General features: G+C 65.9%; 14 protein-coding genes and 3 tRNA genes. 13 read left to right on the top strand and 4 right to left on the bottom strand.

Annotated features, from left to right (window positions below; translation table 11 throughout):
- Positions 1 to 94: 94 nt before the first annotated feature.
- Together RM50_RS12080 and RM50_RS12075 are read left to right on the top strand one after the other, a co-directional pair.
- Positions 95 to 167 (top strand) — tRNA-Asn (locus tag RM50_RS12080).
- A gap of 123 nt (positions 168 to 290) precedes the next feature.
- A tRNA-Asn gene (locus tag RM50_RS12075) sits at positions 291 to 363 on the top strand.
- A gap of 86 nt (positions 364 to 449) precedes the next feature.
- On the opposite strand, the gene RM50_RS12070 is transcribed toward RM50_RS12075, so the two are convergent.
- The 3 genes from RM50_RS12070 to RM50_RS12060 form a co-directional block, all read right to left on the bottom strand.
- Positions 450 to 857 (bottom strand): hypothetical protein, encoded by a 408-nt coding sequence (locus tag RM50_RS12070; RefSeq protein ID WP_043452888.1) that lies wholly within the window; start codon positions 855 to 857, stop codon positions 450 to 452.
- Between the two features lie 76 nt (positions 858 to 933).
- Positions 934 to 1,113, bottom strand: coding sequence for a hypothetical protein (locus tag RM50_RS12065; RefSeq protein WP_043452887.1), 180 nt, complete (start codon positions 1,111 to 1,113; stop codon positions 934 to 936).
- Positions 1,114 to 1,196: 83 nt separating this feature from the next.
- The gene (locus RM50_RS12060; protein ID WP_043452965.1) at positions 1,197 to 2,420 is read right to left on the bottom strand and encodes a multidrug effflux MFS transporter; all 1,224 of its coding nucleotides are present in this window, start codon (positions 2,418 to 2,420) and stop codon (positions 1,197 to 1,199) included.
- Between the two features lie 180 nt (positions 2,421 to 2,600).
- Between RM50_RS12060 and RM50_RS12055 the strand changes: the two genes are divergently transcribed.
- From RM50_RS12055 to RM50_RS12030, 6 genes are all read left to right on the top strand, one after another.
- Positions 2,601 to 3,452, top strand: coding sequence for a phage holin family protein (locus tag RM50_RS12055; RefSeq protein WP_043452885.1), 852 nt, complete (start codon positions 2,601 to 2,603; stop codon positions 3,450 to 3,452).
- A 73-nt stretch (positions 3,453 to 3,525) separates the two neighbouring features.
- Positions 3,526 to 4,149 (top strand): CDP-alcohol phosphatidyltransferase family protein, encoded by a 624-nt coding sequence (locus tag RM50_RS12050; protein WP_043452882.1) that lies wholly within the window; start codon positions 3,526 to 3,528, stop codon positions 4,147 to 4,149.
- The gene (locus tag RM50_RS12045; RefSeq protein WP_043452880.1) at positions 4,149 to 5,057 is read left to right on the top strand and encodes a DMT family transporter; all 909 of its coding nucleotides are present in this window, start codon (positions 4,149 to 4,151) and stop codon (positions 5,055 to 5,057) included. Before RM50_RS12050 ends, RM50_RS12045 begins: the two co-directional genes overlap by 1 nt.
- 112 nt (positions 5,058 to 5,169) lie before the next feature.
- Positions 5,170 to 6,366 (top strand): glycosyltransferase, encoded by a 1,197-nt coding sequence (locus RM50_RS12040; protein WP_043452877.1) that lies wholly within the window; start codon positions 5,170 to 5,172, stop codon positions 6,364 to 6,366.
- 74 nt (positions 6,367 to 6,440) lie between these two features.
- Positions 6,441 to 6,514: transfer RNA gene (locus RM50_RS12035), tRNA-Ile, on the top strand.
- A 145-nt stretch (positions 6,515 to 6,659) separates the two neighbouring features.
- Positions 6,660 to 7,850: an acyl-CoA dehydrogenase family protein gene (locus RM50_RS12030; protein ID WP_043452875.1), complete on the top strand. Its 1,191-nt coding sequence runs from the start codon at positions 6,660 to 6,662 to the stop codon at positions 7,848 to 7,850.
- A gap of 55 nt (positions 7,851 to 7,905) precedes the next feature.
- On the opposite strand, the gene RM50_RS12025 is transcribed toward RM50_RS12030, so the two are convergent.
- Positions 7,906 to 8,583, bottom strand: a complete 678-nt coding sequence (locus RM50_RS12025; protein WP_043452963.1) for a murein hydrolase activator EnvC family protein — start codon at positions 8,581 to 8,583, stop codon at positions 7,906 to 7,908.
- 448 nt (positions 8,584 to 9,031) lie between these two features.
- On the opposite strand from RM50_RS12025, the gene rpsB reads away from it, so the two are divergent.
- The 5 genes from rpsB (at position 9,032) to RM50_RS12000 (ending at position 13,334) form a co-directional block, all read left to right on the top strand.
- The gene (rpsB, locus tag RM50_RS12020) at positions 9,032 to 9,877 is read left to right on the top strand and encodes a 30S ribosomal protein S2 (protein ID WP_043452873.1); all 846 of its coding nucleotides are present in this window, start codon (positions 9,032 to 9,034) and stop codon (positions 9,875 to 9,877) included.
- Between the two features lie 127 nt (positions 9,878 to 10,004).
- Positions 10,005 to 10,841 (top strand): translation elongation factor Ts, encoded by an 837-nt coding sequence (gene tsf / locus RM50_RS12015; protein ID WP_043452871.1) that lies wholly within the window; start codon positions 10,005 to 10,007, stop codon positions 10,839 to 10,841.
- 148 nt (positions 10,842 to 10,989) lie between these two features.
- Entirely contained in the window at positions 10,990 to 11,727 is a 738-nt protein-coding gene (pyrH, locus tag RM50_RS12010; RefSeq protein ID WP_043452869.1) for a UMP kinase, read from the top strand.
- Between the two features lie 129 nt (positions 11,728 to 11,856).
- Positions 11,857 to 12,414, top strand: a complete 558-nt coding sequence (gene frr / locus RM50_RS12005) for a ribosome recycling factor (protein WP_043452867.1) — start codon at positions 11,857 to 11,859, stop codon at positions 12,412 to 12,414.
- Positions 12,414 to 13,334: a phosphatidate cytidylyltransferase gene (locus tag RM50_RS12000; RefSeq protein WP_043452865.1), complete on the top strand. Its 921-nt coding sequence runs from the start codon at positions 12,414 to 12,416 to the stop codon at positions 13,332 to 13,334. The genes frr and RM50_RS12000 overlap by 1 nt, the downstream gene beginning before the upstream one ends.
- The last annotated feature ends 15 nt before the right edge of the window (positions 13,335 to 13,349 follow it).

Raw genomic sequence — 13,349 nt, 5'->3', positions numbered from 1 at the left:
CCCGCTGCCGGCCGGGGCCTGAGGGTGGGGCAGATCACGGACCCGCCGATTTCGTTTCCGCCGCGGGTGTTTGCTAGGCTGATACCCGCTTCATTCCTCCTTAGCTCAATTGGCAGAGCATTCGACTGTTAATCGAAGGGTTGCTGGTTCAAGTCCAGCAGGAGGAGCTTCCAATCCCCGTTCCGGTCTCCGGAACGGGGATTTTTGGTTACCGGCAGGGGTGTTTGGGCGCGGAAAACAGCCGATTTCCCTTCGGCCGGAATCCTTTGCTAATGTCATACCTGCTTCATTCCTCCTTAGCTCAATTGGCAGAGCATTCGACTGTTAATCGAAGGGTTGCTGGTTCAAGTCCAGCAGGAGGAGCACTACAGGAAATCCCCGTTCCTCCGGTTGGAGGAACGGGGATTTTTCTATCTGCGGGGTGGGAAGCCGGAAGGGCGGGCGGTGTCCTAGACGAAGTCCATTTCCACCTGAAGGAACCGTTCGGCCTCGGCGATGGCTGCCTGGAAGGCTTCCTTTTCGGTGGGTGACTTCCGGGGCTCGCGTGGACTCCATTCGTGCGGCGCGGAATGGATCCGGACAAAGCCGGTGTCCGGCGGGGCGTAGAAGATTCCGAAGCGCTGCACGGGCCACTCCGGGGACGTCTCCGGTGCCACCAGCAGGGCGGCGTTGAACGCGGGATTGAACCACTGGGCAATGGGCCGGCGCCGGTCTTCCGTGAACAGCCCGGCCGCATACAGCGCCGCCGACTGCTGTCCCGCCTGCGCGCACAGCCGCTCCCACCACAGTGGCAGGATCCTGGCGTCGCACCGTTGCCATGTGGCCGGAAGTGGCGGTTGGTTCTGCCAGCTGGACACGGGATCATTTTATCGCGGGAGGGAGCCGGAGGGCAGGGACAACAGTGCCGGTCCGGGATATCCGGCCGGCACCCGGTCAGCGGCGGTTTGGCGGCCCCGGGTTGATCCGGTACAGGATGGCGGCGCCCGCCAGGGACCCCAGGATGATGCCCCAGGCGGGGTTGCCCAGGGCCCGGCCGGCAAAATAGCCGACGACGGCGCCAAGCACGGCGCCCAGGAAAAGCCCCCTTCCGTTGCGGTGCGGTCTGCGGCTCATGGGCGGCCTTTCGGTGTGGCGGATGGATGGGTGGGTGAGTGGATCGCCGGGTCGGTTGATGGGCGGGTGAGTGGATCGCCGGGTCAGTGGATCGACGGAACCGTGCGTGGCCGGACCACCAGCCACAGGGCTGCAATCGCCAGCAGGATACAGGCCGCCTGCACCGCGCCCATCGGCGCTGCGCTGGTGATGCCGAGCCAGCCCACCACGGGCGAGATCAGCCCGGCCATGAGGAACGTGGCCGCCCCCAGCAGGGAGGCCGCGGTGCCTGCCTGGGCCGCATGGCTGGCCAGGGCCAGCACCTGCACGCAGGGGAACATGAAGCCGGTGCCCATGATGTAGAACCACAGCGGGACCATCACGCCCCAGAGCCCCAGCCCCGCCCTGTCAAAGACCACAATCAGCAACGCCATCAGGAACATCCAGGCCGTGGCGCCGGCCAGGATCCACTGCGGCGGGACGATCCTGATCAGCCGCGAACTGGTCTGGACGCCGGCCACGATCCCCAGCGAATTGATGCCGAACAGCAGCCCGTACTGCTGGGCCGAGAAGCCGAACACGTCCTGGAAGAGGAAGGGCGAGGCCGACAGGTAGGTGAAAAGGCCGCCGAAATTGAAGCCCGCCACCATGAGCAGGCCCACGAAAATCCGGTCGCTGAACAGCGCCTTGTAGCGCTGCCCGGCCGTCATGCCGCTCTTCCCGCGCTTTTCCGGCGGCAGGGTCTCGCGCACCAGGACCAGGGCCGCGACGATCACCAGGGTCCCGTAGGAGGCCAGGAACACGAAAATGCCGGGCCACGGCATGACCAGCAGCAGCTGCGAACCGATAACGGGGGCCAGGATGGGAGCGAGTCCGTTGACCAGCGACATCCGCGAGAACATCCGCACCATGGCGTAGCCGGAAAACAGGTCCCGCACCATGGCCATGGCCACCACGCCCCCGCCGGCCGCGCCTACGCCCATCAGTACGCGGAAGATCCCCAGCGTGGTGATGTCCGCGGACAGGGCGGCGCCCAGGGAAGCGGCGATGTGCAGTGCCGTGGCAAGGATCAGCGGGGTCCGCCGGCCGAACTTGTCGCTGAAGGGCCCCACCACCAGCTGGCCGAACGCAAATCCGACCGTGGTCCCGGCGAGGGTCAGCTGGACCTGGGCCTCCGTCACCCCCAGGCTTGCCTCCAGGGCAGGGAATGCCGGCAGGTACAGGTCGATGGTGAACGGACCGAGGGCCGTCAGTGCGCCCAGGAGGAGGATGTACAGGAGCTTCCGGCGCCGGCTCAGTAGGTCGCCCGGATTGGGGGGAGTGGTCACGGAGAACAATCCTAGGCCGGGCCGCCGCTGTTTTTGCAGCGTTGTAGGCCGCGCCGTCCGGCAAGCCCCCAAGTCCGCCCAGAACCTCAATGGTAGTTTGGGTGGCGTGGACTGTGCGGCTGCACATTTCCGCAGCGAACGGAAGCAGTATGGACCCATGAAACCAGTAAGGCGGAACCGATGAGCGGACGTCACAGCGGGCGTACCAGCCCGGGATTGCGTATCAGTGCACTGCCCGGGACGGCAAGACTCCTCTTCCGGTTGGCGCCCCGCCAGCTCAACGACGAGATCGCCTTCGCCAAAATTGAACTCAAGCGCAAGGGAATCCAGGTGGGGGTGGCTGCCGCCTTCTTCGCCGTCGCGCTTCTGTTCCTGGCATTCCTGGTGGTTGGCCTGATCGTCGCAGCGATCATGGGCCTGGCCACCATCATGCCCGCATGGCTGGCGGCCCTCCTGGTCTCTGCGGCCTTCCTCATCATCGCCCTGATCGGCGGACTGGTTGGCATGGCAAGGTTCAAGAAAGCCATGCCGCTCATGCCCGAAGAAACCATCCGCGGCATCCGGCACGATATCGGCGTGGCCAAGGAAGGCTCCGCCTTCAACCCTGCAGTCCTGGATCCCGAAAGCCCCGAAGGCAAGGCAGCCAAGGCCCGGAAGGACGCTGAAGCAGCCAAGGCCAAGGCCGAGAAGCAAGCCAAGGCCGCCGAGCACGACCAGGAATTCCCGCATGCGTCCGAACCCGAACTGGTCCGCCGCCTGAGCCAGCGCCGCCACCACCTTGCCGAGGTCCGCGACGAACTCGGCACGGAGCTGGACGTCAAGACCCAGGCCCGCTACCTGCTGGCCGCGGCGCAGGTCAGGGTACGTGAAGGCCAGGTCGTGGCACGGCGCGGCGTGGACGCGGCAGGACAACGGCTCGCCGCCCTGACCGGGTCCGCAGACCTGCCGCGGCGCTGGAAGCCGCTGGCAGCCTTCGTGGCGGCCGGAACCGTCCTGGTGGTCCTCCTCCGGAAGCTGTTCCGCTCCAGCTAGGACCCGGTCCGGCGGACCACACGACACAACCGAAACACTGCGCTGCGGCGCGGCAGGAAGGAGAGGGGGACGGGTGAAGTTCATTGGTGCAGGCGCCCGCCCCGGCCGTCCCCAGGTGGACCACGACGCCGTGTTCACCATCCCCAACCTGCTGACCGTGGTGCGGTTCATGGGGGTCCCGCTGTTCATGTGGCTGGTCCTTGCCCGGCACGAGTACGGCGCCGGGGTCATCGTCCTGGCCGTGATGGCCGGAACTGACTGGATCGACGGCTACATTGCCCGCCGGTTCGACCAGGCCTCCAAGCTCGGCAGGGTCCTTGACCCCATCGCCGACCGGCTGGCCCTGCTGGCCGTGGCCGCCACCCTGGTGATTGCCGGCGTCGTGCATTGGCTGTACCTGGCCGCGCTTGTGGTGCCGGACGCCGTCCTGTTGGTCCTGACGCTTTCCTTCTTCCGCGGCCACCCCGACCTGCCCGTCAGCGTTGTGGGCAAGGTCAGGACCGGGCTGCTCCTCCTTGGTACGCCGCTGCTGGTCCTCTCCCGCCTGGACACCGGCGCCTCGGACCAGCTCTTCGCCGCCGCCTGGGTGGTGCTGGGCCTTGGCCTGGTTGGGCACTGGATCGCCGCCTACAACTACTTCTGGGCCATCCTGCGCAAAGGCAGGGAACAGAAACAGCACAACGGCGGGCAGGGCTGATGGTCTGGCTTGCCGTCGGCCTGGCGGTACTTGGCGCGTTCTGCCTTGCCCTGGGCGCCCAGCGCCAGGGCAGCGCCGTCAAAGCGGATACCGGCGGACTCGCCCTGAGCTCCAACGGTTTCCTGCGCCTGCTGCGCAATCCCCGGTGGATGTTCGGGCTCCTGCTGCTGTGCACCGGAATGGCCATGAACGCCGTGGCATTGGTGTCCGCCCCGCTGACGGTGGTCCAGCCGATCGGCGCCATCGCCCTCGTGATTACCACCGTGGTCAATGCCAGGGACCAGGACCTGACCATCAACCGTGCCACCGCCGTGTCCATCGCTGCATGCGTCACCGGCTCCGCGCTGTTCGTCCTCCTCGCCGTCAATGTGACCCAGGAGAGCCACCACGTCAGCCTGGAGGATGAACTGACCATCGTGCTGCTGCTCGCGTTGGCGGTGGGGCTGTTCGGCACCCTGGCCGTAACTTTCAGGCACCGGATGAATGCGTTTGTGTACATTCTCGGCGCCGGTATCCTGTTTGGTTTCGTCGCGGTCCTCACCCGGATCATCGGCAAGCACCTGCTGGACCCGAACGGACTCTTCCTGCTGAACGTGCAGTGGTATTCGGTGGTGGCCATCATCGCCGCCGGTGGGCTTGGATCCTGGTTCGTGCAGAGCGCCTACTCCACGGGACCGCCGGACCTGGTGATCGCCGGCCTCACGGTCATCGACCCCATGGTGGGCATCGCGATCGGGATCATCATCCTGGGCGAACTTCGCCCCGACGTCCAAGCCGTCATGGCGGTTGCGATGGGAACGGCTGCCTGCCTTGCTATCGTTGGGGTTATCGCACTTTCCCGGCACCACCCGGAGGTCACCAAGCGCAGGAAGGACGCGCGGAAGGCCGCCGGCAGGCCCACCCACTAACCGATTTCCGCACACCCAAGCAACCCCACGAGGCCGCAAACCAACCAAGCCGGCGGCCAACCGTGCTGTCAGTTCCACGCTGCCCGCACCGTGACCATCAGGAGTACTCCACATGACCACGCCAGCCGACCAGCGCCCCCTGACCATCCTCATCGCCGCCGATACCTATCCGCCGGACGTGAACGGCGCGGCCCAGTTCGGATACCGGCTGGCCAAGGGCATGACTGCCCGGGGCCACAACGTCCATGTCCTGGCTTCCCGCGACAGCAAGGGAAAGAGCTTCACCGAGTTCCGCGAGGAAGCAACCGTGCACCGGCTGCGGTCCCACCGGGCCTTCACCCACGAAACCTTCCGCATCTGCTTCCCCTGGGAAATCAAGAAGGAAATCAGCCTCCTCTTCGACCGGGTGAAGCCTGACGTCGTGCACATCCAGAGCCACTACATGATTGGCGAGCACGTACTCTACGAGGCGGTGAAGCGCGGGGTCCGGATTATCGCCACCAACCACTTCATGCCGGAGAACCTGAACCCCTTCCTGCCGTTCCCGCAGTGGTTCAAAGACATCATTGGCCGTGTCTCCTGGAAGGACATGGGCAAGGTCATGGGCCAGGCCGACGTCGTCACCACCCCCACCCCGCTTGCCGCCCGTGCCATGCACGAGCACGCCTTCCTGCGCAAGGTCCTGCCCCTGTCCAACGGCATCGACTCCGCTGCGTACGAACCCAAGCCCGGTGAGCACATCGAGCCCCACGCGCACCCCACCGTCCTGTTCGCCGGACGCCTCGCCGAGGAAAAGCACGTCGATGTGCTCATCGAGGCCATCGGCAAGACCCCGCCGGAGCTGAACGTGCACCTGGAGGTGGTTGGCGGCGGCGAGGTGCGTCCCGCCCTGGAGGACCTGGTGCGGCGGCTCGGCCTGGGTAGCCGGGTGAAGTTCCTGGGCCTCGCCAGCGACGAAGACCTGCGCAAGGCGTACATCCGCGCCGACCTGTTCTGCATGCCGGGAACGGCCGAACTTCAGTCCCTGGTGACCCTGGAGGCGATGTCCGCCTCCACTCCGGTGGTCCTGGCGGACGCCATGGCGCTGCCGCACCTGGTGCGCGACGGTGAGAACGGGTACCTCTTCACGCCCAACGACAGCGACGACCTGGCCAAGAAAATCACCCAGGTTCTGGAGCTGCCCAAGGAAGAGCAGCGCGCCATGGGCCGCGCCAGCCGGCAAATGGTGGAGCCCCACAGCATCCAGGGAACGCTCCAGACCTTCGAGGACCTGTACCGGGGCGCCACCTACGACGACAAGGTGGTCTGATCCCGTTCCCGGGTTTGCTAGAGTGTTTCTGCCCTGCCGGAGCGTGTCGATTGACCACAGGCTCCCGGGGCTTGGGGGCTATAGCTCAGCTGGTTAGAGCGCGGGACTCATAATCCTAAGGTCCTCGGTTCAAGTCCGAGTAGCCCTACCGCCATCCGACAAACCGCGGCCAACGATCCACGTTGGCCGCGGTTGCCTTGGTTTAACCCCCGCCCTGCGGTATGTTACTGGTCAGTAACATACCGTGCTCCGCTTGGCGGCATGGTCAACGCTGATCATCGAAGAAGGTACCCATGGCTCCCTCTGCATCCGGACCCCACGAGCTTCCCTACGCCGACGGCGACTTCTTCGCCTTCGAGCAGCTTCTGTCCGGAAAAGAGCAGGACCGCCTGGCCGAGGTCCGCGACTTCCTGGCGCGCGAGGTCAGGCCGCTGGCGGTCGACTGCTGGAACCGCGGCGAATTCCCCATGGACCTGGTGCCGAAGCTCGCCGGCCTGGACCTGGTCAGCCCCGTGCGCCGCCAGGGGTACTCCAACCTCTTCGCCGGCATGCTGCATGCAGAAGTGACGCGGGCAGACGCTTCGATCGCCACGTTCCTGGGTGTGCACGACGGGCTCTTCACAGGGTCCATCGAACTGCTGGCGTCGCAGGAGCAGAAGGACGAGTGGCTCCCTGACATTTATGCGCTGAAAAAGATCGGTGCGTTCGGCCTGACCGAGCCGCTGGGCGGCAGCGATGTTGCCGGCGGAACGCGCACCACCGCACGTAAAGAAGGCGATACCTGGATCCTCAACGGGGCCAAGCGCTGGATCGGCAACGCGACCTTCGCTGACTGGGTGGTGGTGTACGCCCGGGATGTGGCCGACAACCAGGTCAAGGGCTTCATGGTGGACACCTCGCTGCCCGGGTTCAGCGCCGCAAAGATCGAAAACAAGATCTCGCTGCGGACCGTCCAGAACGCAGACATTGTCCTGGCGGACGTGGCGGTCCCGGACCACTTCAAGCTCGCAAACGCCAACAGCTTCCGCGACGTCAACAAGGTCCTCAAGGTCACCCGGCTGGCCGTCGCCTGGCAGGCTGTTGGACTCCAGCTGGCCGCGTTCGACGTTGCCCGCCGCTACGCCGTGGAGCGCCTGCAGTTCGGCCGCCCGCTCGCTTCCTTCCAGCTCATCCAGGACCAGCTGGTCCGGATCCTCGGCAACACCGTCAGCTCCATGGGCATGATGGTCAGGCTTTCCCAGCTGGAGGACGGGGACGCCGCCAAGGATGAACAGTCGGCACTGGCGAAGGCCTTCGCCACGGCACGCATGCGCGAGAGCGTGGCGCTCGGCCGCGGCATCCTGGGCGGCAACGGCATCGTGACCGACTATGAGATGGCCAAGATCTTCGCCGACGCCGAGGCCATCTACTCCTACGAGGGCACCGCCGAAATCAACACCCTGGTCACCGGCCGGGCCATCACCGGCATCTCGGCCATCGTCTAGCCGCACCCTGACCTCAGCCTCCACCCTAATCTCAGCCGCCACCCTGCGGCTCGATTCATGGTGCCGGCAGGGGAAGCAGGATGGACGGGCGCAGGTCCAGGACGAACTGCAGGGGATTGACGTACTCTTCACCGTCCCTGACGCCCCAGTGGAGGCACTGGGCCGGCGGGCAGTGACCCGGCACGACGGTTCCGATGACCTGCCCCGCCGCAACGGCATCGCCGGCGGCGAGGGTGCTTTCCACCGGTTCGAAACTGCTCCGCAGCCCGCCGCCATGGTCGATGGTGATCACCGGGCGGTCCACCACCACGCCCGAAAAGCTCACTGTTCCGGCGGCGGGGGACAAAACCTGGGCTCCGGCGCCGGCAAAGCCCAGATCCACCCCGCGGTGCCCGCTAAGCCACGGCTTGGGCGGGGGATCGAAACCGCGCAGCACCGGTGGCCGCGGTGCCAGCGGCCACTGCCAGGAAGGCCGGGCGGCCGGCCGGCCCCCGGACACCGTATGGCCCAGTCCACCGCCGGCAACGCTGGTCGGCCCAGGCTGGACTTGCGCGGCCGGCGGTTGCACAGGCTTGACGTGCAGGGGCGGCTGGACGGCCGGGGTGGCTGGGCCGGCGCCCGGGGTGGCTGGGCCGGCGCCGTAGGGCAACGCCCTGTAGTGGAAGGCGGTGCCCGGCGACGCCACCGTGGCCGGCAACAGCAGGAGTGCGGCAAGCAGGATTGGCGGTTTCATGGCACCACCCTGCCCGGCCCCGGCCCGGGCCGGGAGGGCCGATTCCGGCCATGTGGACAACTGCCACCGCCGGGCCTGCACTGTCCTGAAGGCGGGGAGGGCTGTAGTACACTTGATGGAGCAGTTTGCTGCGCCCTCAAACGCTTCCCGCCCAGTAGTCCACCCCCGCGGTGCATGACCCTGTCCGGATTGCGTCGGCACATCTCATTCAGGAGTGTGGGGGAGCGGCGGCTGACTACGCGCATCCAGCCCTTCGGCAGGCAACGCTTCGGCGTCGTCCATGGAGGACCGCGCTTCCTGCGGTCAGGCTTTGGTCCTGATGGGAAGAGCGGTGGATGCCAGGAGCACGGCCCATCCGGGCCACGCTGATCAACCGTCAACAATTGGCAGGGTAAGAAGCCTCCGGGTTCTCTCATGAATGACCTGCCGGAAAATAAGGAGCGTCGGAATGCCCGTCGTAACCATGCGCCAGCTGCTTGACAGCGGCGTCCACTTTGGACACCAGACCCGTCGTTGGAACCCGAAGATGAAGCGCTTCATCTTCACCGAGCGCAACGGCATCTACATCATCGACCTGCAGCAGTCGCTGTCCTACATCGACCGCGCCTACGAGTTCGTCAAGGCCACTGTTGCCCACGGCGGCACCGTGCTCTTCGTCGGCACCAAGAAGCAGGCCCAGGAAGCAATTGCCGAGCAGGCAACCCGCGTGGGCCAGCCCTACGTCAACCAGCGCTGGCTCGGCGGTATGCTGACCAACTTCCAGACGGTCGCCAAGCGCATCCAGCGCATGAAGGAACTCGAAGAGATCGACTTCGACGACGTCGCCGGTTCCGCGTACACCAAGAAGGAGCTGCTGCTCCTCAAGCGTGAACTCACCAAGCTCGAGTCCAACCTCGGCGGTATCCGCAACCTGACCAAGGCTCCGTCCCTGCTCTGGGTTGTCGACACCAAGAAGGAACACCTCGCCGTTGACGAGGCCAAGAAGCTGAACATCCCGGTTGTTGCCATCCTGGACACCAACTGCGATCCCGACGAAGTCGACTTCCCGATCCCGGGCAACGACGACGCCATCCGCTCCGTGAACCTCCTGACCCGCGTTGTCGCCGACGCCGTTGCCGAAGGCCTGATCGCCCGCAACAACCGCGGCACCGGCGCCACCGAAGCTCCGGAAGAGCCGCTCGCCGAGTGGGAGCGCGAGCTCCTCGAAGGCAGCAAGGCAGAAGCCGCTGAAGCTCCGGCAGAGAACGCTGAAGCTCCGGCCGCCGCCGAGGCTCCCGCCGAAGACGCCAAGTAAGTCACATAACCGGATTCTCCGCGCTGTCCGCAGCCGGAGCTGCTGACAGGATGGCAGCCCACCCCCGTGGGCTGCCGTCCTGTCGGTCCGTACACACCACCACACATTTCTAGACAGAGGGGTTCACATGGCGAACTACACTGCCGCGGACATCAAGGCCCTGCGTGAGCGCACCGGCGCCGGCATGATGGACGTCAAGAAGGCTCTTGACGAAGCCAACGGTGACGCCGAGAAGGCCATCGAGATCATCCGCATCAAGGGCCTCAAGGGCGCCACCAAGCGCGAAGGCCGTTCCACCGCCGAAGGCCTCGTGGCTGCCAAGGTCAGCAACGGCGTTGGCGTCATGATCGAGGTCAACTGCGAGACCGACTTCGTGGCCAAGGCTGACAAGTTCATCCAGCTGGCCGACAAGGTCCTGGCCGTCGCCGTCGAGTCCGGCGCTGCCGACCTCGAGACCCTGCTCGCCACCGATGTCGACGGCAAGCCGCTGTCCGAGGTCGTCGTCGAAGAGGGCGCCATCCTGGGCGAAAAGGTTGTTGTCCGCCGGATCTCCCGCATCGAGGGTGCAACCGTTGACGCTTACCTGCACAAGACCTCCAAGGACCTCCCGGCCCAGGTTGGCGTGCTGTTCGCTGTCGACGGTGAAGGCGAAGCAGCCGCAACCGCCGCCCACGACGTCGCCGTCCACATCGCCGCCATGGCTCCGAACTACCTCACCCGTGAGGACGTTCCGGCCGAGCTCGTCGAGTCCGAGCGCCGCATCGCCGAAGAGACCGCCAAGGCCGAGGGCAAGCCCGAGGCCGCCCTCACCAAGATCGTGGAAGGCCGCGTGACCGGCTTCTACAAGGGTGAGGTCCTGGTCGACCAGGCATTTGCCAAGGACGCCAAGAAGTCAGTGGCACAGGTCCTCGAAGAGGCCGGTGTCAAGGGAACCGCGTTCACGCGTTTCCGCGTCGGCTCCTAGTCGAACTGCAAGGGGTGGCCACTTCGGTGGCCGCCCCTTTTGCATGCTCACAATCCACCCCACGCGCAGTCCACACGGAGCGCGGCCGGTTCCGACCACCGGAGCCGGCAGGATACCCTTTTTTCAGAGTCACCAACGGGAAGGCATCATGGAAGCCGTCAACACTGTCACGCATTCAGAGAAGAGCCGGCGGCGGGTCCTCCTGAAGCTCTCCGGCGAGGTCTTCGGCGGCGGGAAACTGGGTGTCGATCCCGAAACCGTCCGCGACGTTGCCAAGCAGATCGCCGCCGCCGTCCCGCAGGTGGAGGTCGCCATCGTGGTGGGCGGAGGCAACTTCTTCCGCGGCGCCGAACTGTCCCAAAGCGGCATGGACCGCTCCCGCGCCGACTACATGGGCATGCTGGGAACGGTCATGAACTGCCTGGCCTTGCAGGACTTCCTTGAGCAGGCAGGCGTGGAAACCCGTGTCCAGAGCGCCATCACCATGGGCCAGGTGGCCGAGGCCTACATCCCGCGCCGCGCCATCCGCCACATGGAAAAGGGCCGCGTGGTCATCTTTGGTGCCGGCGCCGGCCTGCCGTACTTCTCCACCGACACCGTTGCCGCCCAGCGGGCCCTGGAAGTCCATGCCGACGTGGTCCTGATGGCCAAGAGCGGCGTCGATGCCGTGTACACCGCGGACCCCAAGAAGGACCCCACCGCGGAGCGGCTCGAAACCCTCAGCTACGACGACGCGCTGCGCCGCGACATCCGGGTGATGGACCAGACGGCCATGACCATGTGCAAGGACAACAACCTGTCCATGGTGGTGTTCGGCATGGAGGGTGAAGGCAACGTCACCCGCGCCATCCTCGGCGAGAAGCTGGGCACGCTGGTCACCGCCTAGCTCCGGCTAGGATGATTCCAGGACAGTTCCGTCCCCGCCCTTTCCGGCGGGGACGGAAACAGCAACAAAGAACCACGTGAGTGCACGGGCCCGGCGCGCCGGACCGCACCAGAACCGTCAGGAGAAGCCGTGATCGAAGAAACCTTGCTCGAAGCCGAAGAAAAGATGGACAAGGCCGTCGAGGTAGCCAAGGAAGACTTCGCCTCCGTCCGCACCGGCCGCGCCAACCCGGGCCTGTACAACAAGGTCCTGGTGGACTACTACGGCTCGCCCACGCCCCTGCAGCAGCTGGCATCCTTCGCCATCCCGGACGCCCGGACCATCCTGATCACCCCCTTCGACAAGTCGGCGATGCGCGACATCGAACGTGCCCTGAGTGACTCCGAAGTCGGCGCGAACCCGTCCAACGACGGCAACGTCATCAGGATCACCATTCCTGAACTGACCAAGGAACGCCGCAAGGAATACGTCAAGATCGTTAAGACCAAGGGCGAGGACGCCAAGATCTCCATCCGCAACATCCGCCGGAAGGCCAAGGAAACCCTTGACCGACTGGTCAAGGACGGCGAAGCCGGCGAAGACGAAGGCAACCGCGCCGAGAAGGAACTGGACAGCCTGACCAAGGCCCACGTTGACGGCATTGATGAGCTGCTCAAGCGCAAGGAAGCAGAGCTGCTCGAAGTCTGATGGGCCAGGCAGATCAGGCCCCGGCTTCACGGGCCGGCGCGCGGGGGAAGCAGCCCAGGAGCAATCCGACACCAAAGGCCGGCAGGAACCTGCCCGCCGCCGTCGTGGTGGGCCTGGCCATGCTGCTCGGTGTCCTGGGCGGGCTGCTGTTCCTGCCGCTGGCCTTCGTCGCCATCGTCACCGCCTTTGCGGTGTTCGGCGTCTGGGAGATCTACCGCGCGCTGGAAGCCAACGGCACCAGGATGCCCATCGTGCCGGTGATGACGGGCACGCTGGCCATGCCCTTTGCCGCCTACTTCGGCGGCATTGAGAGCCAGCTGTTTGCCCTCCTGCTCAGCGCCGTCGCGGTCCTGCTGTGGCGCTCGATCGAAAGCGCCGCCGGATCGGCCAACAGCATCTTCGCCGGAGTCTTCACCCTGGGCTGGGTGCCGTTCTTCATTAGCTTCGCGGCCCTGCCGCTGCATGCCGCCGGCACCACTCCGCTGGGCCTGTGGCCCGGGGGTGTTGCGCCCATCGGAGCCTGGGAGATCGCGGTCATGCTGCTGCTGGTGGTCTCCAACGATACGTTCGGCTACCTGGTGGGCGCGTCCCTCGGAAAGCACCCCATGGCACCGAAGATCAGCCCCAAGAAGTCCTGGGAGGGCTTCGCGGGATCGGTGGCCGGGGCCACCCTGATCGGCGTCCTGGCGGCACTCTTCGTGCTGGACAAGCCCTGGTGGGTCGGCGTGGTGCTGGCCGTCGGGACCGTCGCTGCGGCCACCGCCGGGGACCTTGCCGAGTCCATGGTCAAGCGCGAACTCGGCGTCAAGGACATGAGCAGCATCCTGCCCGGCCACGGGGGAGTAATGGACCGGCTGGATTCGATCGTCTTCGCCTCACCGGTGGCGTTCATCATGTACGGCATGGTGGCTGGCGCCTAATCGCCTCCACGGCGG

The organism is Pseudarthrobacter phenanthrenivorans (genome assembly GCF_000813845.1).
Lineage (GTDB): Bacteria > Actinomycetota > Actinomycetes > Actinomycetales > Micrococcaceae > Arthrobacter > Arthrobacter phenanthrenivorans_B.
This window is presented reverse-complemented; position numbering and strand designations above follow the sequence as displayed.